The sequence below is a fragment of the Symbiopectobacterium purcellii genome, from assembly GCF_052050035.1.
Classification (GTDB): domain Bacteria; phylum Pseudomonadota; class Gammaproteobacteria; order Enterobacterales; family Enterobacteriaceae; genus Symbiopectobacterium; species Symbiopectobacterium purcellii_A.
Genome location: NZ_CP189882.1, coordinates 2,582,717 through 2,606,998, shown reverse-complemented (window position 1 = coordinate 2,606,998; position 24,282 = coordinate 2,582,717). Strand labels below are relative to the sequence as shown.

At 53.4% G+C, this 24,282-nt stretch carries 21 protein-coding genes, 2 pseudogenes and 1 riboswitch; of the genes and pseudogenes, 9 read left to right on the top strand and 14 right to left on the bottom strand.

Annotated elements, in window-relative coordinates; all coding sequences use genetic code 11:
• Positions 1 to 20 precede the first annotated feature (20 nt).
• Positions 21 to 150: riboswitch (TPP riboswitch) on the top strand.
• 44 nt (positions 151 to 194) lie between these two features.
• The 5 genes from thiB (at position 195) to ilvN (ending at position 5,822) form a co-directional block, all read left to right on the top strand.
• Positions 195 to 1,208: a thiamine ABC transporter substrate binding subunit gene (gene thiB / locus ACQGXV_RS18310; protein ID WP_440867131.1), complete on the top strand. Its 1,014-nt coding sequence runs from the start codon at positions 195 to 197 to the stop codon at positions 1,206 to 1,208.
• On the top strand, positions 1,184 to 2,812 hold the full coding sequence (thiP, locus tag ACQGXV_RS18305) for a thiamine/thiamine pyrophosphate ABC transporter permease ThiP (protein WP_440867130.1): 1,629 nt from the start codon (positions 1,184 to 1,186) through the stop codon (positions 2,810 to 2,812). Before thiB ends, thiP begins: the two co-directional genes overlap by 25 nt.
• A complete protein-coding gene (gene thiQ, locus ACQGXV_RS18300; RefSeq protein ID WP_440867129.1) occupies positions 2,796 to 3,503 on the top strand; it encodes a thiamine ABC transporter ATP-binding protein ThiQ in 708 nt (235 codons plus the stop codon). The genes thiP and thiQ overlap by 17 nt, the downstream gene beginning before the upstream one ends.
• 356 nt (positions 3,504 to 3,859) lie before the next feature.
• Positions 3,860 to 5,524, top strand: coding sequence for an acetolactate synthase large subunit (gene ilvB / locus ACQGXV_RS18295; RefSeq protein ID WP_440867128.1), 1,665 nt, complete (start codon positions 3,860 to 3,862; stop codon positions 5,522 to 5,524).
• A gap of 4 nt (positions 5,525 to 5,528) precedes the next feature.
• Positions 5,529 to 5,822 carry an acetolactate synthase small subunit gene (gene ilvN, locus ACQGXV_RS18290; protein ID WP_222158218.1) on the top strand — a complete coding sequence of 98 codons (294 nt, stop codon included), beginning with the start codon at positions 5,529 to 5,531 and terminating at the stop codon, positions 5,820 to 5,822.
• 64 nt (positions 5,823 to 5,886) lie between these two features.
• Here the strand turns inward: ilvN and ACQGXV_RS18285 are convergent, their stop codons facing one another.
• The 6 genes and pseudogenes from ACQGXV_RS18285 to ACQGXV_RS18260 form a co-directional block, all read right to left on the bottom strand.
• Complete coding sequence (locus ACQGXV_RS18285; protein WP_440867127.1) at positions 5,887 to 6,237, bottom strand: DUF2511 domain-containing protein; 351 nt, start codon at positions 6,235 to 6,237, stop codon at positions 5,887 to 5,889.
• Between the two features lie 135 nt (positions 6,238 to 6,372).
• Positions 6,373 to 7,146: a DedA family protein gene (locus tag ACQGXV_RS18280; RefSeq protein ID WP_440867126.1), complete on the bottom strand. Its 774-nt coding sequence runs from the start codon at positions 7,144 to 7,146 to the stop codon at positions 6,373 to 6,375.
• A gap of 200 nt (positions 7,147 to 7,346) precedes the next feature.
• Complete coding sequence (locus tag ACQGXV_RS18275; protein WP_440867125.1) at positions 7,347 to 8,042, bottom strand: ABC transporter ATP-binding protein; 696 nt, start codon at positions 8,040 to 8,042, stop codon at positions 7,347 to 7,349.
• Positions 8,035 to 8,673 (bottom strand): annotated as a pseudogene (locus ACQGXV_RS18270) (ABC transporter ATP-binding protein); the annotation flags it as partial. The gene ACQGXV_RS18275 and the pseudogene ACQGXV_RS18270, both read right to left, overlap by 8 nt.
• Positions 8,674 to 8,726: 53 nt before the next feature.
• Positions 8,727 to 9,512 carry a transposase family protein gene (locus tag ACQGXV_RS18265; protein WP_440867124.1) on the bottom strand — a complete coding sequence of 262 codons (786 nt, stop codon included), beginning with the start codon at positions 9,510 to 9,512 and terminating at the stop codon, positions 8,727 to 8,729.
• A 3-nt stretch (positions 9,513 to 9,515) separates the two neighbouring features.
• Positions 9,516 to 10,097 (bottom strand): annotated as a pseudogene (locus ACQGXV_RS18260) (IS256 family transposase); the annotation flags it as partial.
• A gap of 56 nt (positions 10,098 to 10,153) precedes the next feature.
• Between ACQGXV_RS18260 and ACQGXV_RS18255 the strand changes: the two are divergent.
• The 3 genes from ACQGXV_RS18255 to ACQGXV_RS18245 are packed head-to-tail and all read left to right on the top strand — an operon-like array spanning position 10,154 to position 11,709.
• Positions 10,154 to 11,365 carry an IS256 family transposase gene (locus ACQGXV_RS18255; protein ID WP_440862551.1) on the top strand — a complete coding sequence of 404 codons (1,212 nt, stop codon included), beginning with the start codon at positions 10,154 to 10,156 and terminating at the stop codon, positions 11,363 to 11,365.
• Positions 11,343 to 11,483 carry a hypothetical protein gene (locus ACQGXV_RS18250; RefSeq protein ID WP_440863824.1) on the top strand — a complete coding sequence of 47 codons (141 nt, stop codon included), beginning with the start codon at positions 11,343 to 11,345 and terminating at the stop codon, positions 11,481 to 11,483. The genes ACQGXV_RS18255 and ACQGXV_RS18250 overlap by 23 nt, the downstream gene beginning before the upstream one ends.
• On the top strand, positions 11,422 to 11,709 hold the full coding sequence (locus ACQGXV_RS18245; protein WP_440867123.1) for a hypothetical protein: 288 nt from the start codon (positions 11,422 to 11,424) through the stop codon (positions 11,707 to 11,709). Before ACQGXV_RS18250 ends, ACQGXV_RS18245 begins: the two co-directional genes overlap by 62 nt.
• Before the next feature lie 524 nt (positions 11,710 to 12,233).
• On the opposite strand, the gene carB is transcribed toward ACQGXV_RS18245, so the two are convergent.
• Positions 12,234 to 15,458 (bottom strand): carbamoyl-phosphate synthase large subunit, encoded by a 3,225-nt coding sequence (carB, locus tag ACQGXV_RS18240; RefSeq protein ID WP_440867122.1) that lies wholly within the window; start codon positions 15,456 to 15,458, stop codon positions 12,234 to 12,236.
• A gap of 14 nt (positions 15,459 to 15,472) precedes the next feature.
• On the bottom strand, positions 15,473 to 16,621 hold the full coding sequence (gene carA / locus ACQGXV_RS18235) for a glutamine-hydrolyzing carbamoyl-phosphate synthase small subunit (RefSeq protein WP_440867500.1): 1,149 nt from the start codon (positions 16,619 to 16,621) through the stop codon (positions 15,473 to 15,475).
• Positions 16,622 to 16,737: 116 nt separating this feature from the next.
• On the opposite strand from carA, the gene ACQGXV_RS18230 reads away from it, so the two are divergent.
• Entirely contained in the window at positions 16,738 to 17,064 is a 327-nt protein-coding gene (locus ACQGXV_RS18230; protein ID WP_440867121.1) for a hypothetical protein, read from the top strand.
• Positions 17,065 to 17,066: 2 nt separating this feature from the next.
• Here ACQGXV_RS18230 and dapB read toward each other — a convergent pair whose 3' ends face one another.
• The 6 genes from dapB to ribF form a co-directional block, all read right to left on the bottom strand.
• Positions 17,067 to 17,885, bottom strand: a complete 819-nt coding sequence (gene dapB, locus ACQGXV_RS18225) for a 4-hydroxy-tetrahydrodipicolinate reductase (RefSeq protein ID WP_440867120.1) — start codon at positions 17,883 to 17,885, stop codon at positions 17,067 to 17,069.
• Between the two features lie 391 nt (positions 17,886 to 18,276).
• Positions 18,277 to 19,227 (bottom strand): 4-hydroxy-3-methylbut-2-enyl diphosphate reductase, encoded by a 951-nt coding sequence (gene ispH / locus ACQGXV_RS18220; RefSeq protein WP_440867499.1) that lies wholly within the window; start codon positions 19,225 to 19,227, stop codon positions 18,277 to 18,279.
• Positions 19,208 to 19,681 carry an FKBP-type peptidyl-prolyl cis-trans isomerase gene (fkpB, locus tag ACQGXV_RS18215; protein WP_440867119.1) on the bottom strand — a complete coding sequence of 158 codons (474 nt, stop codon included), beginning with the start codon at positions 19,679 to 19,681 and terminating at the stop codon, positions 19,208 to 19,210. The genes ispH and fkpB overlap by 20 nt, the downstream gene beginning before the upstream one ends.
• Entirely contained in the window at positions 19,678 to 20,190 is a 513-nt protein-coding gene (gene lspA, locus ACQGXV_RS18210; RefSeq protein WP_440867118.1) for a signal peptidase II, read from the bottom strand. The genes fkpB and lspA overlap by 4 nt, the downstream gene beginning before the upstream one ends.
• On the bottom strand, positions 20,190 to 23,003 hold the full coding sequence (gene ileS / locus ACQGXV_RS18205; RefSeq protein WP_440867117.1) for an isoleucine--tRNA ligase: 2,814 nt from the start codon (positions 23,001 to 23,003) through the stop codon (positions 20,190 to 20,192). The genes lspA and ileS overlap by 1 nt, the downstream gene beginning before the upstream one ends.
• Before the next feature lie 43 nt (positions 23,004 to 23,046).
• Positions 23,047 to 23,988 (bottom strand): bifunctional riboflavin kinase/FAD synthetase, encoded by a 942-nt coding sequence (gene ribF, locus ACQGXV_RS18200; RefSeq protein ID WP_440867116.1) that lies wholly within the window; start codon positions 23,986 to 23,988, stop codon positions 23,047 to 23,049.
• Positions 23,989 to 24,282 lie beyond the last annotated feature (294 nt).

The following is a 24,282-nucleotide window of genomic DNA, read 5'->3' as shown; positions in this document are numbered from 1 at the left end:
ACAAACCCTTTACAATAATGACGTTCTCAACGGGGTGCAGGCCGTTTGTTGATGATATCGCATTGTCAACGCACGGTATTTATGCTGAGAAAATACCCGTCGAACCTGATCCGGTTAATACCGGCGAAGGGATTTGAGAGTGCATTCGCCTGCCTCAAAGTCCTTTGCCACCCTAATATACCCAGGAGTGCAAAGTGTTAAAGTCGCTATTATCCAGTTTATTGCTTCCCGTACTCGGTCTCTCGGCCGTGCTGTTTGGCTCTGCTGCCGCTAATACCAAGCCTGCACTGACCGTTTACACCTACGATTCCTTCGCGTCTGAATGGGGCCCCGGCCCGGCGATTAAAAAAGCCTTCGAAAAAGAGTGCGAGTGTGAATTGAATTTTGTCGCGCTGGAAGATGGCGTTGCCCTGTTGAACCGCTTGCGCATGGAAGGCAAAAACAGCAAAGCGGACATCGTCCTGGGACTGGATAACAACCTGCTCAAAGCGGCTGTGGATACCGGGCTGTTTACTGCCCACCAGGTGAAAACCGACGCGTTGACGCTGCCCGGTGGTTGGGATAATGCCACCTTCCTGCCTTACGATTATGGCTATTTCGCGTTCGTCTACAACAAAGACACGCTGAAAAATCCGCCGACCAGTCTTGATGCCTTGATCAACAGCGAGCAGCCGCTGAAAGTGATTTATCAAGACCCGCGCACCAGCACGCCGGGACTGGGCCTGCTACTGTGGATGCAAAAGGTGTATGGCGATAAAGCGCCCGACGCCTGGCAAAAACTGGCGCGCAACACCGTTACCGTCACCAAGGGGTGGAGCGAGGCTTACGGCCTATTCCTCAAGGGCGAAGCGGATATGGTTCTGAGCTACACCACCTCTCCGGCCTATCATATTATCGAAGAGAAAAAGACTAACTATGCGGCGGCGCTGTTCAGCGAAGGCCATTATATGCAAGTTGAAGTTGCCGGGCAGCTGACCGCCAGCACGCAGCCGGAACTGGCTAACCGCTTTATGCAGTTTATCCTCAGTCCAACGTTCCAAAGCATGATCCCGACCACCAACTGGATGTACCCGGTCACCGACGTGGCACTGCCGGAAGGGTTCCAGTCGCTGGCACGTCCGGAAAAAGCGCTGTCCTTTAGCGCACAACAGGTAGCGGATCTGCGCGGACAGTGGATTCAGGCATGGCAACGCGCCGTCAGCCGCTGATCCCACACTGGCTCTGGTCTGGGCTGTTTACCTCGGCATTGCTGGCAGGCGTTGCCCTGCTCGCGTTTGGCGCTCTCTGGCATCAGGCGCCTGATACCCCATGGCAGACGCTGTGGGGTGATAGCTATGTGTGGTACGTAGTCCGCTTTACCTTTTGGCAGGCATTGCTTTCGGCGCTACTCTCCACGCTGCCCGCCATTGTGCTGGCGCGCGCCCTTTACCGCCGCCATTTCCCTGGCAGAACCTGGCTGCTGCGCCTGTGCGCCATGACGCTGGTGTTACCGGTGTTGGTGGCGGTATTTGGCATACTGCGCGTCTACGGGCGACAGGGCTGGCTGGCGCAAGGGTTAGGCGCGCTCGGCATCGACTACACCTTTTCCCCCTATGGCCTGCAAGGGATTCTGCTGGCTCACGTGTTCTTCAATTTACCGCTGGCGACACGCCTGCTGTTGCAAGCTCTGGAGTCCATTTCCACGGAACAGCGTCAGTTAGCGGCACAGTTGGGCATGAATGCCTGGCAAACCTTTTATCTCATTGAATGGCCGTGGTTACGGCGTCAGATCCTGCCCAGTGCGGCACTGATTTTCATGCTCTGCTTCGCCAGTTTTGCCACCGTACTCTCACTCGGTGGAGGCCCACGCGCCACCACAATTGAACTGGCTATCTATCAGGCATTGAGCTTTGATTACGCTCCTGCGCGCGCGGCAGGATTGGCGCTGATCCAGATGGTTTGCTGTCTGGGGTTGGTGTTACTGAGCCAACGACTCGGCTCGTGGTTTGCCGTGGGCAATACCCAGCAATTGCGCTGGCGCAACCCACAGGATTCACTGGCTGAACGGCTGGGCGATACCGTGATTATCGTTGCTGCGCTGTTATTGCTGTTGCCACCGTTGCTGGCGGTGGTGCTGGACGGTCTCAGTCCGGCGATGCTGACGGTGCTAAAACAACCCGCACTGTGGCAAACGCTGTGGACATCCCTGCGCATCGCACTCGGCGCGGGTATGCTTTGCGTTATCCTGACCCTGATGCTGCTGTGGAGCAGTCGTGAGCTGAAGCTGCGTCAGCAGCGGCTGGTCGGACAGTTGATGGATATCAGCGGCCTGCTGATTCTGGCGATGCCGGGCATTGTGTTGGCAACGGGTTTCTTTCTTGTGCTTAACAATACCATCGGGCTACCGACATCACCCTATGGGCTGGTGGTTGCGACTAACGCGCTGATGGCTATCCCCTTCGCGCTCAAGGTATTGGAGAACCCGATGCTCGACATCGCTCAGCGCTATAATCTGCTGTGTCAGTCGCTGAATATTCGCGGCTGGCATCGTTTACGTCTGATTGAACTGCGCGCGTTGCAACAACCGATCGCGCAGGCGATGGCATTTGCCTGCGTACTCTCGGTTGGGGATTTCGGCATTATCGCGTTGTTTGGCAATGAGCAGTTCCGCACGCTGCCCTTCTATCTTTACCAACAAATTGGCGCTTATCGCAGCGCAGACGGTGCGGTAACCGCACTGCTGCTGATGCTGCTCTGTTTCACGTTGTTTACCGTGATGGAGACATTGACCCTGTGGCAAAAACGGGCGGGCCGACATGCTGTCGTTGAATAAACTCACTTATCTCTATCAACAGGCACCCATGCAGTTCGATGTCAACATCGCTGCGGGAGAGCGCGTTGCCTTGTTAGGGCAAAGCGGTGCGGGTAAAAGCACACTGCTCAGCCTGATTGCCGGTTTTTTATTACCGAACAGCGGCGAACTGATGCTCAATGGCGACGATCATCGCTATACGCCGCCCGCCGAGCGTCCGGTATCGATTCTGTTTCAGGAAAACAACCTGTTCCCGCACCTGACGCTGGAGCAAAATATTGCGCTTGGTCTGCACCCCGGCTTGCGCCTTACGTCAGCGCAGCGTCAGGCATTGCACGCCATTGCCGAGCACGTGGGCTTAAGTAGCCTGATGCAACGCCTGCCCGCGCAGGTGTCTGGCGGTCAACGCCAGCGCGCTGCATTAGCCCGCTGCCTGCTGCGCCAACGCCCTATCCTGCTGCTGGATGAACCGTTCTCCGCGCTCGATCCGGCGCTGCGCCAGGATATGCTCACGCTGGTTGATACGGTGTGTGCAGAGCAGCAGCTTACGCTGCTGATGGTCACTCACAATCTGGATGACGCCTTACGTATAGCGCCGCGCAGTCTGCTGCTGGTCGACGGGAACATCGCCTACGATGGCCCCACGACGTCACTGTGTGACGGTAGCAGTGAGGCGGCGCGGATACTGGGGATCCGTGCAGCGCGTGACTGATTGTCTACACCGGGTTGCTACTCAACACCGGGTATTTTGTGAGCTGAATAAAATTTTTACTTTTTATTCCTTGTGGGTATTGCGCCTATTGCAACGCCCGTGCTTATATAAAACGGCTAACTAACTGACTGATTGACAGGATCCCCGTGAGACACTCCGCTGCTATGACTTCTGCACTACTACACACCGCGCATGTTGACGCGGTCGTGGTCGTGGTGGTGGTCGTCGGCGACGCGCCGTAACGGGTTCCGAATCACAGCACGATTCCCAAACCCCGCCGGCGCAAGCCGAGCGGGGTTTCTTGTTTTTACCTCCCCCGCTCCGAAAACGCACCGGCCCAGATGAAGGATATTACTATGCGTTATACCGGAGCACAGTTGATCGTCCGGCTGTTGGAACAGCAGGGCATCACCACGGTAGCGGGCATTCCCGGCGGGGCGGCACTGCCGCTGTACGATGCGCTGGGGCAGAGCAAAACTATTCGCCATATTCTCGCCCGCCATGAGCAAGGGGCAGGATTTATCGCGCAGGGCATGGCGCGTGCCAGCGGCAAAGCCGCCGTTTGTCTGGCTTCCAGCGGCCCGGGGGCCACTAACCTGCTTACCGCGATTGCCGATGCGAAACTCGATTCCATCCCTCTGGTGTGCATTACCGGTCAGGTCTCCTCGACCATGATCGGCACCGATGCCTTTCAGGAAGTGGATACCTATGGCATTTCCATCCCCGTCACCAAACATAACTATCTGGTGCGGGACATCAACGAACTGCCACGCGTGATTTCAGACGCGTTTCGCATCGCGCAATCAGGGCGTCCCGGTCCGGTGTGGATCGATATTCCGAAAGATGTTCAAACCGCCACCATCGAATTGTCCGAACTGCCAGCCAGAGCTGAACCAGATTTCACTCCCGCCATCGATACACAAGCCATCGCGCAGGCCGCCGCGATGATCAATGCGGCCGAGCGCCCAATCCTCTATCTGGGCGGAGGCATCATCAGCGCCGAGGCCCACAAACAGGCGATTGAACTCGCCGAGCGCGCCAGCCTGCCGACCACCATGACGCTGATGGCGCTCGGGGCCATGCCGACCGATCACCCGCTGTCACTCGGCATGTTAGGCATGCACGCAGCCCGTTCCACTAACCTGATTTTGCAGCAGTCAGACTTGCTTATCGTACTGGGCGCACGCTTTGACGACCGCGCTATCGGTAAAGCAGAGCAATTCTGCCCGGATGCCAGCATCATCCATATCGATATCGATGCGGCGGAACTGGGAAAAATTCGCCAGGCGCACGTTGGGTTGCATGCCGATGTGGGTGAAGCGCTGACGCATTTGTTGCCGTTGATTGAGCCGCAAAAACGGGAAAAATGGCATCAGGCAGTATCTGCGTTACAGCAAACCTATCCGTTCCGCATGCCGGGCGCTGACGACCCGTTGAGCCATTATGGGCTGGTACAAGCAACGGCGCAGGCGCTGACGGACGATGCCATCATCGCCACCGACGTGGGTCAGCATCAGATGTGGGTGGCACAGAGCTACCCGCTGCGTCGGCCGCGCGAATGGTTAACCTCCGGCGGCCTCGGTACCATGGGATTTGGCTTGCCTGCTGCAATGGGTGCCGCACTGGCAGAACCCGACAAAATTGTGGTGTGCTTTTCAGGCGATGGCAGCATCATGATGAACATTCAAGAGATGGCAACGGCGGCCGAAGAGGGGCTTAATGTTAAGATCATCCTGATGAACAATCAGGCATTAGGGCTGGTTCACCAGCAGCAAGACCTGTTCTATGGACAGCGTATCTTCGCCGCTGACTACCGCTACCAAACCGATTTTATCAGCATCGCTCGCGGCTTCGGCTTCGCAGCCTATGACCTGAATAACGCGGACGATCCGGCTGCCATGCTGGCAGACGCCCTGCACACGCCGGGCCCGGCTCTGATTCATGCGGCCATCGATGCGAGCGAAAAAGTATACCCGATGGTGCCGCCGGGCGGGGCCAACACCGATATGATTGGAGACTGACACCATGCAAAATCAATCAACCTCGTCTCATGTAACCCTAGAACTGGCGGTACGCAACCACCCTGGCGTCATGTCTCATGTGTGCGGCCTGTTCGCCCGTCGCGCTTATAACGTGGAAGGCATTCTGTGTATGCCGCTAGCCGGGGGAAAAGAGAGCCGCATCTGGCTTCTGGTTCAGGAAGACAGCCGACTACCGCAGATGATAAGTCAGGTAGAAAAGCTGGAGGATGTGCTACAAGTACGCCGCCACGGTGCCGATATGCGCATTTTTGATCAGGTGGCTGAGTTTTATCGCTAACGTTCGGCTCGTTACCGCGATTAGCAGGATGTGCTGAGTCATCCTGCTAACGAACACACAGCGATTAATTACAGAGGTCGCGGCCTTCCATCATGATATCGACGGTAGACATCTGATAACCCGCCACTTGCGGATCGGGCTTGGTAACCGCTTTATTATTCAAAATCGGTGACTTGCCCAGCTTACGGCCTGAATCAGCGAGAGCATTTGCCATACCATTAAGCGCATAAACCTTGCCATCTTTACTGTTTTTCAGCACCACGATGCCCGTCGAACAGATGAGTTCCCCTTTCTCAAAGGTGAACTGCCATTTATCCCCGTAGCTTTTCGCCGTAATCGTTTTGCTTTTATCGCCAGCGGCATAAGCCCCAGCGCTCATCAACAGCACCAGCGCCGTAATCACGATCTTTTTCATTGTTTTTCCATCCATTGGTTATGATATTAACGTGAAGGCAGCGGCAATCCAGTGGACTGCCGCTGCCTTCACGCGGGACGATAGTAAAACAACGTTTCAAACAGGTCTAGTTTCGTGATTCATCAACGCGATGCATTATCCCCGCAACACCACTTTCCCTAGCAGATGGCTGTACACTGGCATCATCGGGTGTTGAAGTAACACCACGACGCCCGCGACGGCAGCCGCCGTGGTCAACGGAGCCAGCCAGCGTAAATGCACCACGGTCAACCACGCCAAGCGCTTGCGGCTTTTGGTTTGCTTTCGGCTGTTCCACCAGCGCCAGCTTAGCCATCCGGCAAGCCACACCACTATTGCCACCCCCAGCAGCAACCAGCGGAATGACGCGCTGTTGCCACCGAACGGAATGTCATATGCGACGCCCGCCAAAATACCCGGCAGAAAATAGGTCGGTGGCCAAACCACGCAGCCAATGATGTTTGGCAGCGCAAAGCGCGCGGGTGGCAGGGCCAGCATCCCTGCTACCATCGGGATTAACGGTCGGGTTGGGCCAACGAAACGCCCGATGATGATCGTGGGCATCGGGTGTTGGTGCAAGGCATGTTCCGTACGACGCAGCAAGGTCTGGTGTTTGTTTAAAAACGACCAGCTGTGCAGCGGGGTTTTGAATTTCCAACCGATAAAATAGGATATCCAATCTCCCAGCAGGCAGCCCACCAACCCGGCCCCCCACGCTGCGTACAGGCTCAGTTGCCCGCTACCGATGAGCGCGCCCAACGTCGCCATCATCACCGTGCCGGGCAGCAACAGCCCCACCAGCGCCAGCGATTCCAAAAAAGCCACTAACATCACCGCAATCAGTGAATAGGTGACAGATTGGGTCACAAAATGATCCAGCCACGCTTCCATAAAGTCCTACCGGGTTATCAACGGCACCGTTGGTTTACTAAACAGTATGTTCGATAAACAGTACGTTGGATAAAAGGGAGAGCATTGTCAGGATCATAGCAGACGGCGTCAATGGCGGGTTTTTCTATACCAAGAATTACGGGCAATCTCATGATCTCCGCTCACGCGGAAATCATGAGTAAAAAGGCACTCGCGCAGGATCATCCCCCGAGATACATCCGTTTCACCTCAGGGTTGGCGAGAATATCCGCCGCCGCACCGTGCAGCACGATATTGCCATTCTCCAGCACATAAGCACGGTCGGCGATTTTCAATGCCGCCGTCGCATTCTGTTCCACCAGCAGAATGGTGATGTTCTCCTTCTGTAGCTGCTTGATGATATTGAACACCTCACCCACAATCTTCGGTGCCAGCCCGAGACTGGGTTCATCCAGCATCAGAAAGACAGGCTCGCTCATAAGGGCGCGCGCAATCGCCAGCATCTGTTGTTCGCCGCCGCTCATGGTGCCCGCCATCTGATGACGGCGCTCTTTTAAGCGCGGAAACAGGGCGTACATCTTTTCACACAGATAATGGAAATTGACCGGGTTGTTGTACGCCCCTATTTTCAGGTTTTCTTCAATCGTCAGATTGGTGAACACCTTGCGCCCTTCGGGCACCAGCGCCAGCCCTTTGCGCACAATCTGGTGCGTTTGGCTGTGTGTGACCTCTTCATTAAGGAAGGTGACCGTGCCCGACGATTTCACCATGTTCAGAATGCCGCTCAGCGCTGAGGTTTTGCCTGCGCCGTTACTGCCGATCAGGGTAACGATTTCGCTGTTGTTGACCTCGATATCGACGCCTTTCAGCCCCTGAATCAACCCGTAAAACACCTGTAGATTTTCGGCCTTAAGCATAGTCGATGTCTCCCAGATAGGCGGTGATCACCGTTTTGTCGTTGATCGCTTCCTGCGTCCTCCCGCTAAATAACGGTTTGCCGTAGTCCAGCACCATGACGCACTCACACAGCGTATTCACAAATGACATGTCATGTTCGATAAACAACACTGTCAGTTTGAAGTCATCACGCATTTTGAAAATCAGCTGCGCTAATTCGCTGGTCTCTTTCGGGTTCATGCCTGCGGCAGGCTCATCCAGCAGCAGCAACGACGGCGAGGTCGCCAGTGCACGGGCGATCTCCACCTTGCGCTGATTCCCGTAGCTGAGGTTAGTGGCCAGGGCATTGGCATGCTGGGCGATACCGATATACTCCAGAATCTTCATCGCTTCTTCTTTGGCTTTGCGTTCTGCCGAAAAAAAACGCCCCACGTGCAGTGCCGCTTCAAGAAAGGAGTAATGAATCGCACGATCGAAACCGATCAAGACGTTCTCCAGCACCGTCATGGAGCCGAACAGACGGATATTTTGAAACGTGCGCGCGATCCCTTTGTTGACCACCACGTTGGGTTTAAGCCCGGTGATGGTGATATCCTCTAAACTGACACAGCCCGAGGTCGGCTTGTAGTTCGAGGTGATCACGTTGAACATGAAGCGTGTTGCTTAATAGTGAAATAAGGGTGTTTCGGTGATTGAAGTAAATTTTACGCTGTTCTGAGATGGAAATTCCAAAGACCGGCGCTAAGGAGTAAGAAGGTATCATCAATAAAGGGTCTACAATTCCGTAAAATTTGGGGCATGCAACCGAGGCGCTTGATACCCGCGATGGCGTGTTCAACTGTAATACGGATGCCCGAGATTATTTTATTTTCTTGTTTTTGTTCAGGCGATAAAGGTCTTTTTCGAGTTCCTTTTTTTGGGATTTGTGTATTAGGATGCTGTTTATCTATACCTTGAAAACCAGTATCTGCCCAGATGGTTACCTCAGGAGGAATATGGCGAATTATATCGACTTTATCGAGTAAGCGTTTATCGTGACGGCGACCATTTTTGCTCATGGGGATAAATCCAATTTGCCTTGTTTCGTCAGTCATAATAAGCCCTTTTCGAGTGGTCTGTCTTTTCTTTCCCGAATACATTTTTTTTCGCCGACGCAGATTCTTAGGCTTTTGGACAGGTCGCTCTGTCCCATCAATAAAGACGTCTTTAACTCCAGGAAAGGCGCGAAAAAATTCCTCAGCAGAGCGAATTTGACGAGCGGGCAAAACACATTCTCGCCCCAAGGTCATCTCTAAAACCGGCAATAATATTTTTACCCAGCGACATACCCGTGTTCTATCTAAACCAAAAAGAAGTCCTTGCAAATCATAGGTCGGATAACATTTTAAATACAATAAAATAAAAAGCAGTTTATCTAATGGGGTTGGGATAAATCCTTTCTGCCCTGCACCCCATCGAGTCTGTAAAGAATTTCGTGTAAATGGCTCCATCGCTTAACCGGAAATCCGATCTCCATACATCAACATGAATTGGCTCATAGCCGGTTTCCAGTCTCTGATTGGTAGGGTCCATTTAGCCGAGATATTATGCAAGGCTAGATAGAATAATTTTAGCACCGAGTCATCCGTTGGAAATATTCGTCGCGTTTTCGTTATCTTGCGCAATGAAGCATTTAACGACTCTATCGCGTTGGTGGTGTAGATAACCTTGCGGATCTCCGGCGGAAAATCAAAAATGACGATGAGACGTTCCCAATTATTTCTCCACGATGGGCTGATCGTCGGGAACTGCTCATCCCATTTGGCCGCGAAGGCATCCAGGGCCTCTTCAGCGCCCTCTAGCGTTGCGGAACTATAGATAGTGCGGAGGTCAGCAGCAACGGCTTTACGCTCTTTCCAGCCGACGTAGCGCAGCGAGTTCCGCACCTGATGCACGATGCAGAGCTGTACCCGCGTATGCGGGTAAACAGCTTCAATGGCATCAGGAAAGCCCTTCAGGCCATCGCAGCAGGCGATGAAGATGTCCTGTAGCCCACGATTTTTCAGTTCTGTCATTACAGATAACCAGAACTGAGACTGTAAAATAATCTGTGTAAATGGCATTTTGAGGAAAACCTTCAAAGGATAACAAAATGCCTATCAGCAACGAACTTATTGACCAACTGCTTCAAGATTGTCACTCCCCTCAGGATCTGCTGGGTGAATCAGGCCTACTCAAGGTGCTGACTAAAAGACTGGCGGAACGGGTTCTTGAAGCTGAGATGGAGATGCACCTTGGGTATGCTAAGCATGACCCGGCTGGTAATCATTCAGGCAACTCACGCAATGGCAAGACATCCAAGAGCGTACGTAGCCAAAATGGGGAGATCGAGCTCGATATTCCGCGCGACCGCAACAGTACCTTCGAGCCGACACTGATCGGTAAGCACGAAAAACAGCTTAACGGCTTCGATGACCGCATTATTTCTCTCTATTCCAGAGGGTTATCAACCCGTGATATTCAGGCACACTTTAAAGAAGTCTACGGGGTCGATGTTTCCGCTGGCTTCATTTCTCAAGTGACCAATGCTGTGATGGATGAAGTTAAGCGCTGGCAGCAACGGCCGCTGGATGCGCTTTATCCCATTGTTTACCTTGACTGTATTGTTGTCAAAAGCCAGGACGGCGGAGCCGTGGCCAACAAGTCTGTTTATCTGGCCCTCGGCGTCAACGGCCAGGGCGAAAAAGAGCTGCTGGGGCTATGGATAGCCAAAACTGAGGGGGCCAAGTTCTGGTTATCTGTGATGACAGAACTGAAAAATCGTGGGCTAAAGGACATCTTCGTCGCCTGCTGCGATGGCCTGAAAGGCTTTCCTGATGCCATTGAAGCTGTTTACCCGCATACGCGGGTACAGCTCTGCATTGTGCATCAGGTGCGGAACTCGCTGCGCTACGTCGGCTGGAAAGAGCGTAAGGCCGTTGCTGCTGACCTGCGCACCATCTATAGTTCCGCAACGCTAGAGGGCGCTGAAGAGGCCCTGGATGCCTTCGCGGCCAAATGGGATGAACAGTTCCCGACGATCAGCCCGTCGTGGAGAAATAATTGGGAACGTCTCATCGTCATTTTTGACTTTCCGCCGGAGATCCGCAAGGTTATCTACACCACCAACGCGATAGAGTCGTTAAATGCTTCATTGCGCAAGATAACGAAAACGCGACGAATATTTCCAACGGATGACTCGGTGATAAAATTACTCTATCTAGCCTTGCATAATATCTCTGCTAAATGGACCTTGCCAATCAGAGACTGGAAACCTGCTATGAGCCAATTCATGTTGATGTATGGAGAACGAATCTCCGGTTAAGCAATGGAGCCATTTACACAAAATTCTTTACAGACTCCGGAATCGTAGACCCTTTATTGATGATACCTTCTTACTCCTTAGCGCCGGTCTTTGGAATTTCCATCTCAGAACAGCGTAAAATTTACTTCAATCACCGAAACACCCTTATTTCACTATTAAGCAACACGCTTAATGAGCATACCCACGGGCTGATACGGCGTTTTTACCCGAAGGGAACGGACTTCAATTATGTCACCCATCGCAGGGTTGCAGCACTCGAACACCTGCTCAATACGCGAGGCCGAAAATCGCTGGGTTATCGTTCTCCAAATGAGGTATTTTTAACGCACTTACAGGCGGCATAATGCCCTACCGTTTTGTTGCGTTTCGAATGGGGATGGGGCGACGATGGGTTCAATATTCTCGGTAAGTTTTCCACATGGCTAATTTGAGAAGTGAAGTCATGAACATTTACAGAGGAATTTGAATTATAGCCAACCGACTTAAAAATGATTACATCCTATGCCCTGATATGCGGCAAAGAAGCATAGCTGGCTGTTATCAAAATAATGTCGCTTGGCTATAATTGATGTTAAAATTTTCTCATACTTATTCTGGCACAACTTATCGCAATAACATGCTATAGATTGACGATGCTGCATAGCGGAAATAGGCATTTTTTGACTCCATTCAAAAAAGAATAAACCATATGCACCACATTTATATCATCGTTATTAAAAAATAATCTCAATTAAGAATTAACGAATGTTCGTCCTTCCTTTGAGGGAGTTTTTATTATTTAAATATGTTATATATTTGAAAAGTTCTATTATCTTTACCCATAAAAAAGCCAGCGTGCTGGCGCTGGCTTTTTCTTGGTTAGCGTAGATTAACATTTAATTTGCGCGTGCACTTCCTGCACCGAGGTTACCTTCTCGGTCGGATCCGCATTGAGCGCCATCGCCGTGGCAAAGCCACCGTTCATGGTCGTATCGTAGTGCACCTTGTACTGCAACGCACTGCGGCGAATCAGCTTGGAATCTTCAATCGCCTGACGCCCTGCGGTGGTGTTGACGATATACGTGTACTCGCCGTTCTTGATACGGTCCTGAATGTGCGGACGTCCTTCATGCACCTTGTTCACCAGACGTGGGTTGATGCCCGCTTCCCCCAACTCAATGGCGGTACCGTGAGTCGCATCCAGCTCAAAGCCGTGTTTCAGCAGCTTGGCCGCCAGATCCACAACCCTTGCTTTATCGCCTTCACGAACCGAGAGCAAGGCACGTCCGGATTTCTTCATCGGTGAGTTACTGCCCAGCATCGCCTTGGCGAACGCTTCGGCAAAGGTACGGCCCACACCCATGATTTCGCCGGTAGAGCGCATTTCTGGCCCCAAAATCGGGTCTACGCCGGGGAACTTGTTGAACGGCAGCACCACTTCTTTCACCGAGTAATACGGTGGGATAACCTCTTTGGTGACACCCTGTTCCGTCAGCGTTTTGCCCGCCATCACGCGCGCGGCCACTTTCGCCAACGGTACGCCGGTCGCCTTGGAGACAAACGGCACGGTACGCGCAGCGCGCGGGTTCACTTCAATCAGATAGACTTCGTTGTTCTTCACGGCGAACTGCACGTTCATCAATCCACGCACGCTCAGTTCGAACGCCAGTTTTTCTACCTGCTGGCGCATCACATCCTGAATTTCTTTGCTCAGCGTATAAGCCGGCAATGAACAGGCAGAGTCGCCGGAGTGCACGCCCGCTTGTTCGATGTGTTCCATAATGCCGCCAATCAGCACGCGTTCACCGTCACAGATAGCGTCCACGTCCACTTCAATGGCATCATCGAGGAAACGGTCCAGCAGTACCGGCGCATCGTTGGACACGCTGACCGCATTCTGGAAGTAACGGCGCAAATCGATTTCGTCGTAGACGATTTCCATCGCACGACCACCCAGCACGTAGGAAGGACGAACAACCAACGGATAACCGATGCCGCGCGCTTTTTCCACCGCTTGTTCGATGGAGGTTACGGTGGCGTTTTCCGGCTGTTTCAGGCCCAGACGATTCACCGCCTGCTGGAAACGCTCACGGTCTTCTGCACGGTCGATAGCATCCGGGCTGGTGCCAATCACCGGCACACCCGCAGCTTCCAGCGCACGCGACAGTTTCAGCGGTGTTTGACCACCATACTGCACGATAACGCCTTTCGGTTTCTCAATACGGACGATTTCCAACACATCTTCCAACGTGACGGGCTCGAAATAGAGGCGGTCAGAAGTATCGTAATCGGTTGAGACCGTTTCCGGGTTACAGTTGACCATGATGGTTTCATAACCGTCTTCACGCAGCGCCAGCGCCGCATGCACACAGCAATAGTCAAACTCGATGCCCTGTCCGATACGGTTCGGTCCGCCACCCAACACCATGATCTTGTCGCGATCCTGATTCGGGTTAGCCTCGCACTCTTCATCATAGGTAGAGTACATATACGCGGTATCGGTAGCGAACTCTGACGCACAGGTATCCACACGTTTATAGACCGGGTGCAGATCATATTTGTCGCGCAGTTTGCGAATTTCGTTTTCAGACACACCGGCCAGCTTCGCCAGACGCGCATCGGCAAAGCCTTTGCGTTTCAGAGTACGCAGGAAATCAGCCGTCAGCGCCGTCGCGCCCTTCTCAGCAACCTGCTCTTCTAAACGCACCAGTTCCTCAATCTGCACCAGGAACCAGCGATCGATGTTGGTCAGGTTAAACACGCCGTCCACAGACATGCCAGCGCGGAAAGCGTCCGCCACATACCAGATACGCTCAGCGCCCGCGTCTTTCAGCTCGCGGCGGATTTTGGTCAACGCTTCCGGATCGTCCAGATCCACTTTTGGGTCAAAGCCGGTAGCACCGACTTCCAGACCGCGCAGCGCTTTTTGCAGCGACTCTTGCTGGGTGCGGCCAATCGCCATCACTTCACCGACCGATTTCATTTGTGTGGTCAGGCGATCGTTAGCTCCGGCAAATTTTTCGAAGTTAAAGCGCGGGATCTTGGTAACAACATAGTCAATGGAGGGCTCGAACGACGCCGGGGTGCGACCGCCGGTGATGTCGTTCATCAGCTCATCCAGCGTGTAGCCCACAGCCAGCTTGGCGGCAATTTTGGCAATCGGGAAGCCCGTCGCTTTGGAAGCCAGTGCCGAGGAGCGCGATACACGCGGGTTCATTTCGATAATGATCAGGCGACCGGTTTTCGGGTTAACCGCAAATTGCACGTTAGAGCCGCCGGTTTCTACCCCAATTTCACGCAGTACCGCCATGGAGGCGTTACGCATGATTTGGTATTCCTTGTCCGTCAGGGTTTGCGCTGGCGCAACAGTGATGGAGTCACCGGTGTGGATACCCATGGCATCCAGGTTTTCGATGGAGCAGACAATGATGCAGTTGTCTTTCTTATCACGCACCACTTCCATTTCATACTCTTTCCAACCGATGAGAGACTCATCAATCAGCAGCTCTTTAGTCGGTGACAGATCCAGACCGCGTGCGCAAATTTCTTCAAACTCTTCACGGTTATAAGCGATACCGCCACCGCTGCCGCCCATGGTAAAGGACGGACGGATAATGCAGGGATAGCCCACATCTGCGGCCACGGCCAGCGCTTCTTCCATGGTATGTGCAATGCCGGAACGCGCGGTTTTCAGACCAATTTTCTTCATGGCGATATCGAAGCGGCGACGATCTTCCGCTTTATCGATAGCATCAGCGGTGGCGCCGATCATGGTAACGCCAAATTCCGCCAGCACACCCTGACGCTCAAGCTCGAGCGCACAGTTCAACGCCGTCTGACCGCCCATGGTCGGCAGCACCGCATCCGGACGCTCTTCCTCGATGATTTTGCGCACCACTTCCCAGTGTATCGGCTCGATATACGTCGCATCGGCCATTTCCGGATCGGTCATGATAGTCGCTGGGTTGGAGTTCACCAGAATGACGCGATAACCCTCTTCACGTAACGCTTTACACGCTTGCGCACCCGAGTAGTCGAACTCACAAGCCTGACCGATAACGATCGGGCCAGCACCAAGGATCAGGATGCTTTTAATATCAGTACGTTTTGCCATTTTTCTGCTCCCGATTATTTACCATTGGCACGAAAAGATTGAATCAGTTCGATAAAGTGATCGAACAAAGGGGCCGCGTCGTGCGGACCCGGGCTTGCTTCCGGGTGTCCCTGGAAACTGAATGCCGCTTTATCCGTGCGATGAATGCCTTGCAGGGAGCCGTCAAACAGCGATTTATGCGTGGGGCGCAGCGTCGCAGGCAGTGAGTTTTCATCCACCGCGAAACCGTGGTTCTGCGCGGTAATCATCACGCAGTCGGCATCCAAATCTTTTACCGGGTGGTTGCCACCGTGGTGACCAAATTTCATTTTGACCGTTTTAGCACCGCTTGCCAGCGCCAGCAGTTGGTGACCCAGACAAATACCAAATACCGGAATGTCGGTCTCCAAGAAGGCTTTGATTGCCTTGATGGCGTAGTCGCATGGCTCCGGGTCGCCAGGGCCGTTGGAGAGGAAAATACCGTCCGGATTCAGTTTGAGCACGTCTTCTGCGGACGTCTGGGCAGGCACAACCGTCAGGCGGCAGCCACGATCGACCAGCATACGCAGAATGTTGCGCTTCACACCGTAGTCGTAAGCCACCACGTGGTATGGCAATTCACTTTCCGCTTTTGCAGCAGGCAGGTCGCCGGTCAACGTCCAGCTACCTTGCGTCCAGCCATAACGTTCCTGCGTCGTCACTTCTTTTGCCAGATCCATACCTTTCAGGCCAGGGAACGCTTTGGCTTTTTCCAATGCCAGTGCCGCATCCGGCGCATACCCAGCAATAATGCAGCCATTCTGCGCCCCTTTCTCACGCAGCAAGCGCGTCAGCTTACGCGTATCAATATCGGCGATGGCAACGATGTTATTGCGTTTCAGATAATCCGAGAGGCTCTCTTCATTACGGTAGTTGCTGGCAATCAGAGGCAGATCGCGAATAACCAGGCCTTGAGCATGAACAGAGGGGGATTCTTCGTCGCTGGCGTTAGTGCCGACATTACCAATATGGGGATAAGTGAGAGTGACAATCTGGCGAGAATAGGAAGGATCAGTGAGGATTTCTTGATAACCGGCCATCGACGTATTGAAGACCACTTCCCCCACTGCCGTTCCCTCTGCCCCGATGGCACGACCGTGGAATTGGGTTCCGTCTTCCAGAACCAATAGCGCTGACTTAATCAAAACACCCTCCAATGAATAAAAAATCATGTTATCTGCATATTAATTCATATTAGCCACTCCAAATCAATGCAAAAATTACCTTTTCGGTAAACTTTTGGCAAATTGCGAGCATTTTAATGATGGTCGTTCAACTTGTCCACTCTAACCGCTATTTTTCTCCATTTTTTATGGCTTACAGCGTCACTGACCTATATAGCCACAAAAACAGCCATCAAAAAGGCAAAGTAAACGGTTGCCTGGTGACATTATTAGCCAGAGGGAAATATTTGGCCAGTGAGTGCCTGACAAGGCAATGTGCGGTTAAAAAAACGTCAGAAAATGCGTTAAAAAGAAGAGTAAATACAAACTTATACCAATTACGATTCAATAAAAGTATAAATAACACAAAAAAGAAAAAAGGATGTAAGATAAGCCACCCAATTCAACAAGTTAAAAATAAATAAAATCAAAGATCATTAAGAGAAAGCACATCTCTCATATCAAAAAGACCTGATTTTTTATCTTTCAACCAAATTGCAGCCCGAACCGCACCATTAGCGAATGTCATGCGACTGGAAGCCTTGTGGCTAATCTCAATGCGCTCGCCAACATCCGCAAACATGGCAGTGTGCTCACCGACGATATCCCCGGCACGCAAGCTGGCAAACCCAATACTCTTTGGCACACGTTCACCGGTATGGCCTTCACGCGCGTAGACCGCGCAGGTTTTCAGATCGCGCCCTAACGCTCCCGCAATGGCTTCGCCCATCGCCAACGCCGTTCCTGACGGGGCATCCACTTTATGACGGTGATGCGCTTCCAGAATCTCGATATCCGTGTAGTCCCCCATCACCGTGGCCGCTTTCTCCAGCAATTTCAGCATCACGTTGACACCCACACTAAAGTTGGCGGCAAACACAATGCCAATATCCTGAGCAGCAGCGCTGATAGCCGCTTTGCCTGCATCATCAAAACCCGTGGTACCGATAATCATGCCTTTGCCATGCTGGCGACAGAATGCCAGATGTGCCAATGTGCCTTCCGGGCGCGTGAAATCGACAAAGATATCAAAATCATCACGCACCGCATTCAGCGAATCCTGCACGGTAACGCCCAACGTTCCCAGCCCAGCCAGTTCTCCGGCGTCGACCCCAACCAGTGATGAACCGTCACGCTCCAACGCCGCACCGAGCACAGCGCCCTCCATCTGCGAAACAGCCTGGATCAGTTGACGCCCCATTCGACCGCCAGCACCGGCAATCGCTACACGTATTGCATCCTTCATCGTTATCTCTCTTTTTTCACTTGCGCCGTAAAAACGTTCTCAGGTTAGCGATCCAACGCGACGGCTGCCAGTGGATTTCACACAGGATTAGAAATTACTGACAAAAAGGAGGAATAATCAGTATAGCCAAGCGACATTATTTTGATAACAGCCAGCTATGCTTCTTTGCCGCATATCAGGGCATAGGATGTAATCATTTTTAAGTCGGTTGGCTATAAAAGCTATCCCTCTGAAGGCGTTCGAAGCACAGCGGCTGGCAAATTCAACCGAATATGCCAGAGGGGTAATGACGCATAATCATGCAGTTTTTATGCATTCGAAAAAGGTGAAGATTCAGGCAAAAAAATAGCAGGGATATCACCCTGCTATTTTTACCTGTCTCATTCCAGTATCAATCGATCTGCTTCACGTCCACGCGCAGCTCTTTCGGGACTTCAAAGACAATATTCTCTTCACGGCCTTCCAGCTCAAGCGCGACTTTTCCCCCCAGGGATTTAAGGCGTTCTATCACCTGCTGAACCAGAATATCCGGCGCAGAAGCGCCCGCGGTCACCCCCACGCATGCTGCGTCGGTCAGCCAACGCTCCTGAATATCATTCGCAGAGTCGATAAGGTAAGCGGGGATGCCCGCTCGCTGGGACAGCTCAGCCAACCGGTTGGAGTTGGACGAGTTTTTCGACCCAACCACCAGCACCACGTTGGCGCGTTCCGCCAGATAGCGCACCGCTTCCTGACGGTTCGTGGTGGCGTAGCAGATATCGTCTTTACGCGGACCGATAATTTGTGGGAAACGCTCACGCAGTGCATCGATCACCGCAGAGGTGTCATCCACCGACAGCGTGGTTTGCGTCATAAAGCAGAGGTTACCCTCATCTTTAACCTGCAAACTCCACACATCCTTCGGCGACTCCACCAGATACATGCCGCCGTCATCGTTGCTGTACTGCCCCATGGTGCCTTCTACTTCAGGGTGGCCCGCATGACCGATCAGGATAGCTTCTACCCCTTTGCGGCTGGCACGCGCCACCTCCATATGGACCTTGGTCACCAACGGACAAGTGGCATCAAAGACGGTCAGATCGCGATTCTTCGCCTCTGCTCTCACGGCCTGAGACACGCCGTGCGCAGAAAAAATCAGGATTGCGCCATCAGGCACTTCGCCAATCTCTTCAATAAAGATCGCACCGCGGTCACGCAAGCCATCCACCACATAGCGGTTATGCACCACTTCGTGGCGTACATAAATCGGCGTGCCATAAATTTCCAGCGCACGCTCGACAATGCTGATTGCGCGATCGACGCCCGCACAGAAACCACGTGGGTTAGCCAGTAAGATTTGCACGCTCAACCTCCTGCGCGACAGGATCGATATCAATCACCTCAACATCAAAACTAACGTGATGACCCGCCAGCAGATGATTGAAATCGACCGTAATCGACTCTTCCGCCACGTCACGAATCACACCGGGCATATCATTACCCTCCACGCCGCTGAACAGCATGATAGTGCCCACGTCAGGTACGCCGGTTTCAGCAAAATCGCGACGCAGAAAGAACTTAATCAAATCCGGATTGGACGGCCCGAAAGCCGATTCCGGCGGCAACGTGAAACGGTGTTTATCACCCCTGCGCAAGCCGAGTAGTTGCTGTTCCAGCGCCGGAGACAGACTCTCATCCCCCAGGCGAAACAGCGCAGGTTTACCCCGTTCGCGGGTCGATTCCGCAACGCTACCATCTTCCAGCGTCAGCACAAAATGCAGCAATACGGCGCTGGTATTCTGTACGCTTTGCGTCATGCCTGCCCCTTCGGCTTGGCCGAGGCGTCGTGAGGTGTCAGAAAGCCTTCCAACACCACCAGACCGGCCCCGATACAGATAGCCGTGTCCGCCAGATTGAACGTCGCGAAGTGCCAGTCACCGACGTAGAAGTCAATGTAATCGACCACAAAGCCGTGCCAGGTTCTGTCAAACAGGTTCCCCAGCGCACCGCCAATAATCAGGGCATAGGCGATATTGCTCAGCTTCTGATCGGCGCGATTGCGGTACATCATCACCAGCAGCGCCACCACTATCATGATGGCGACACCGGCAAAGAACCAGCGCTGCCAGCCGCCTTTATCTGCCAAGAAGCTAAACGCTGCACCGTAGTTACGGGCATAGTGCAGGTTTAACGAGGGAAACAGCGCCCAGGTCTCACCCAGTTCAAAATTTGCCAGCACCCAGTATTTGACGCCAAGATCCACCGCCAACACTACCAGCACCAGCCACAGCCAGCGCAACCCGCTTGAACAGATCGATTTATTCATCAGACAAATTTACGCTCTTCGCCATTACCGCCCACATTCGTGGCACAGCGTCCGCATACCTCTGGGTGTGCAGCATCCACACCGATATCGGACTCATAGTGCCAGCAACGCGGGCACTTGTGCCCATCCACTTTGCTTAAGGCAATTTTCAGGCCAGAGAGTTCACTCGCCTGCGCATCCGCCGGAGCATCTTCATAGCGTTCAACCCGCGCCTTGGAAGTCAGCAGTGCAAAATGCAGTTCCTGTTGCAGACGACCCAGCTTCTCGGACAGATCTGCATCGGCATACAGCGTTACCGCTGCTTCCAGCGAACCGCCAATACGCTTGTCATTACGCGCTTGCTCAATCACCTTGTTCACTTCGGCACGCACTTTCAGCATGTCGGCCCAGAACGCATCGTTCAGGGTTTCCTCTTCCGCCAGTCCGAACAGGCCTTCATACCACTCTTCGGTAAACACGTATTGTGCGCGTTCGCCCGGCAGGTAGCCCCAGACTTCATCGGCGGTGAAGGACATGATCGGTGCCATCCAACGAACCAGCGCTTCGACAATGTGGAACAGTGCAGTCTGGCAGCTACGGCGCGCCACGCTGTCATGCTTGGCGGTGTATTGGCGATCCTTGATGATGTCCAGATAGAACGACCCCATTTCGATGGAGCAGAACTGCATCAGGCGTTGCACCACACGGTGGAAATCGTAGCTTTCATAAGCTTCAACAATCTCTTGCTGTGCGGCTTGCGCGCAGCCTACCGCCCAACGATCCAGCACCACCATCTCTTCCGACTTCACGCTATGCAACGCCGGATCGAACCCATTCAGGTTCGCCAGCAGGAAACGTGCGGTATTGCGTATGCGACGATAGGCATCGGCAGAGCGTTTGAGGATTTCATCGGACACCGCGATCTCGCCGGAATAGTCGGTGGAACCGATCCACAGACGCAGAATATCCGCACCCAGCTTGTCCATCACATCCTGCGGCGCAATGGTGTTGCCAATGGATTTGGACATTTTGCGGCCCTGACCATCAACGGTAAAGCCGTGGGTCAGCACCTGACGATACGGTGCTTTACCCTTGATCGCCGTAGAGATCATCAGCGAAGACATGAACCAGCCGCGATGCTGGTCAGAGCCTTCCAGATACATATCGGCCGCATGCCCGGCAAATTCCGGTCGTACATCCACCACAGAGGCGTGGGTCGATCCGGAATCGAACCATACATCCAGCGTGTCCGGCACTTTGACATAATTAGCAGCATCAGCGCCCAGCAGATCAGCCGGATCGAGATCCCACCATGCCTGAATGCCGTCCTGCTCAACGCGTTTAGCCACCGCTTCGATCAGCTCCGGCGTGCGTGGGTGCAGTTCTTCGGTCTCTTTGTGGACAAACAGCGACATCGGCACGCCCCAGGTACGCTGGCGCGAGATACACCAGTCTGGGCGGTTGGCAACCATGGACTCGATGCGTGCCTGACCCCAATCCGGGATCCACTGCACGCCTTTGATTTCAGACAGCGACTGCTGACGCAGTGCTTTTTGGTCCATGCTGACGAACCACTGCGGCGTGGCACGGAAGATGATTGGCGATTTGTGACGCCAGCAGCACGGATAGCTGTGTTGCAGTTTTTCCACATGCAACAACGCGCCGCTTTCACGCAGCATCTCAACGATGAGGTCATTGGCTTTAAAGACGAACTTGCCGTCCAGATTCGGGTGCGTGCCCGGCAGATAGCAACCGTTAGGCCCCACCGGATTAGCGATTTCGAGCTGGTATTTCTGGCTGATGACGTAGTCATCCGGACCGTGACCGCCCGCGGTATGCACCGCACCGGTACCGGCATCCAGCGTGACATGGTCGCCCAGAATTGCAGGTACATCGAAATTCAGGAACGGGTGATTGAAGCGTAGCAGTTCAAGATCGCTACCCTTGCAGTCGCCCAGCACGGTCCAGTGGGTGACACCCAGGCGCGCCATCACGCTGTCTACCAACTCAGCGGCCAGGATCAGGGCTTTGCCCTCGATCTGTACGAGTTGGTAAACGAAATCAGCATTTAGCGAGATCGCACGGTTCGCGTGCAGCGTCCATGGGGTGGTGGTCCAAATAACCAGTGCAATCGGGCCTGCCACGGAAGCGACACCGAATTTCGCCGCCACAGCCGCCGCATCAACGGCCTTAAAAGCCACATCAATAGATGGAGAGGTTTTGTCGTAATACTCCACCTCGGCTTCCGCCAGGGCAGAACCGCAATCGGCACACCAGTGCACCGGTTTAGCCCCTTTGTGCAGATGCCCGTTGTCGATGATCTTGCCGAGAGCGCGAATGATATTCGCCTCGGTGTTGAAATCCATGGTCAGATACGGGCGATCCCAATCGCCCAGCACGCCGAGGCGGATAAAGTCTTTCTTCTGCCCTTCAACCTGCTCCGCCGCATACTTGCGGCAGGCCTGACGAAACTCCGCCGCGCTCACCTTCTCGCCCGGCTTGCCAATCAGTTGCTCAACCTTCAGTTCGATAGGCAGGCCGTGGCAGTCCCATCCTGGCACGTACGGCGAATCATAGCCGGCCAACCCTTTGGATTTGACAATAATATCTTTCAGAATCTTGTTAACTGAGTGACCAATGTGAATGTTGCCATTAGCATACGGAGGGCCGTCATGCAAAATGAAGGATTTCTTGCCCTTTTTCGCCTGACGAATAATTCCGTACAAATCCTGTTCATACCAACGTTTCAGCATGTCAGGTTCACGCTTGGCCAGATCGCCACGCATCGGGAACCCTGTTTCCGGCAAATTCAGGGTAGTTTTGTAGTCACTCATTAGATTCTCGATTTAGTTTCGGCCATACCTTGGGGTATGAATATTACACCGGTGCTGCTAACCCGAAAAACGTCCGGGCCGTCACCACATCCTCGGCGATTTGCTGCGTCAATGCCTCTAGCGACGCAAACCGCTGCTCATTTCGTATTTTCTTACACAGCGCCACTTCTATATGACGCCCGTACAGATCCATGGCGACATCCAGCAGGTGCACTTCCAACTGCTGGCGTTTATCGCCGTCTACCGTTGGCCGGGTGCCGATATTGGCGACGCCGGGAAACGGCGTCGGGCCCAGACCGTAGACTTCAACGGCATACACTCCACTGACCGGAGACACCTGGCGTTTCATCGGCAGATTCGCGGTCGGAAATCCCAACGTTCTGCCTAGCGCTTTACCGTGCACCACTCGCCCGGAAATACTGTAAGGGTGGCCCAACAATTCCTGTGCCAGCGGCAGATCGTCATGCAGCAAGGCGTCACGAACTGCGGTACTGCTGACGCGCCTACCGCCATTGCAGAACGTCGTCGTGCTGATGACCTCAAAACCATGGGCCTGCCCTGCCTTCTGTAATAACAGGAAATCACCGCTGCGACCAGCCCCGAAGCGGAAGTCATCCCCCACAACGAGAAATTTGACACCCAGTTTTTCCACCAGAAGGTGGCGCACAAAGTCTTGCGCATCGTGTGCGGCGAACGCCGCATCAAACTTCACGCACAATAGCGCGTCAACGCCTGCGCGCGCCAGGTAGTTCACCTTGTCCCGCAGCCGGGTAAGCCGTGCAGGTGCCTGATCGGCAGCAAACAGTTCGAGCGGCTGTGGCTCGAACGTCATCACCATCACCGGCAAATTACGCGCCAGCCCCTCCTGCTTTAGTCGCTCAAGCAGCATTTGATGCCCACGGTGTACGCCGTCAAAATTGCCGATGGTGAGCACACAACCATAATGGCGTGCCCGGAGATTGTGTATACCGCGGATTAGCTGCATGGCGACTCAGGAACAGTTTGGTTAACGATATGGAAATCGGCGGATTATACCTTGTACAGCGGTTAAGGTTAAGGCGCGATTCACGCCTTTTGTCACGCAATTGCTCAGTGACGACTGTTGATAACGCGCGAAAGCGCTGCCGCTCCCTGACCTTGCCGGAGCAAAAATTCCTCTTTCTTATCAAAAGTTCGTCAGGTAAACACGAATTTCTATCGGGAAACGCTGTATTCCCGAGCGCGAAGCTGTTAAAATCCTGCGCCATCACAACGTAACAAGCGTCGGCGTACAAACGGC

Bases quoted from the DNA above. Each gene is read 5' to 3' on its own strand.
- thiP (WP_440867130.1), top strand. From the start codon at position 1,184: ATGGCAACGCGCCGTCAGCCGCTGATCCCACACTGGCTCTGGTCTGGG.
- thiQ (WP_440867129.1), top strand. From the start codon at position 2,796: ATGCTGTCGTTGAATAAACTCACTTATCTCTATCAACAGGCACCCATG.
- ilvB (WP_440867128.1), top strand. From the start codon at position 3,860: ATGCGTTATACCGGAGCACAGTTGATCGTCCGGCTGTTGGAACAGCAG.
- ilvN (WP_222158218.1), top strand. From the start codon at position 5,529: ATGCAAAATCAATCAACCTCGTCTCATGTAACCCTAGAACTGGCGGTA.
- ACQGXV_RS18285 (WP_440867127.1), bottom strand. From the start codon at position 6,237: ATGAAAAAGATCGTGATTACGGCGCTGGTGCTGTTGATGAGCGCTGGG.
- ACQGXV_RS18280 (WP_440867126.1), bottom strand. From the start codon at position 7,146: ATGGAAGCGTGGCTGGATCATTTTGTGACCCAATCTGTCACCTATTCA.
- ACQGXV_RS18275 (WP_440867125.1), bottom strand. From the start codon at position 8,042: ATGCTTAAGGCCGAAAATCTACAGGTGTTTTACGGGTTGATTCAGGGG.
- ACQGXV_RS18265 (WP_440867124.1), bottom strand. From the start codon at position 9,512: ATGGAGCCATTTACACGAAATTCTTTACAGACTCGATGGGGTGCAGGG.
- ACQGXV_RS18255 (WP_440862551.1), top strand. From the start codon at position 10,154: ATGCCTATCAGCAACGAACTTATTGACCAACTGCTTCAAGATTGTCAC.
- ACQGXV_RS18250 (WP_440863824.1), top strand. From the start codon at position 11,343: ATGGAGAACGAATCTCCGGTTAAGCAATGGAGCCATTTACACAAAATT.
- carB (WP_440867122.1), bottom strand. From the start codon at position 15,458: ATGGCAAAACGTACTGATATTAAAAGCATCCTGATCCTTGGTGCTGGC.
- ACQGXV_RS18230 (WP_440867121.1), top strand. From the start codon at position 16,738: ATGATGGTCGTTCAACTTGTCCACTCTAACCGCTATTTTTCTCCATTT.
- dapB (WP_440867120.1), bottom strand. From the start codon at position 17,885: ATGAAGGATGCAATACGTGTAGCGATTGCCGGTGCTGGCGGTCGAATG.
- fkpB (WP_440867119.1), bottom strand. From the start codon at position 19,681: ATGACGCAAAGCGTACAGAATACCAGCGCCGTATTGCTGCATTTTGTG.
- lspA (WP_440867118.1), bottom strand. From the start codon at position 20,190: ATGAATAAATCGATCTGTTCAAGCGGGTTGCGCTGGCTGTGGCTGGTG.
- ileS (WP_440867117.1), bottom strand. From the start codon at position 23,003: ATGAGTGACTACAAAACTACCCTGAATTTGCCGGAAACAGGGTTCCCG.
- ribF (WP_440867116.1), bottom strand. From the start codon at position 23,988: ATGCAGCTAATCCGCGGTATACACAATCTCCGGGCACGCCATTATGGT.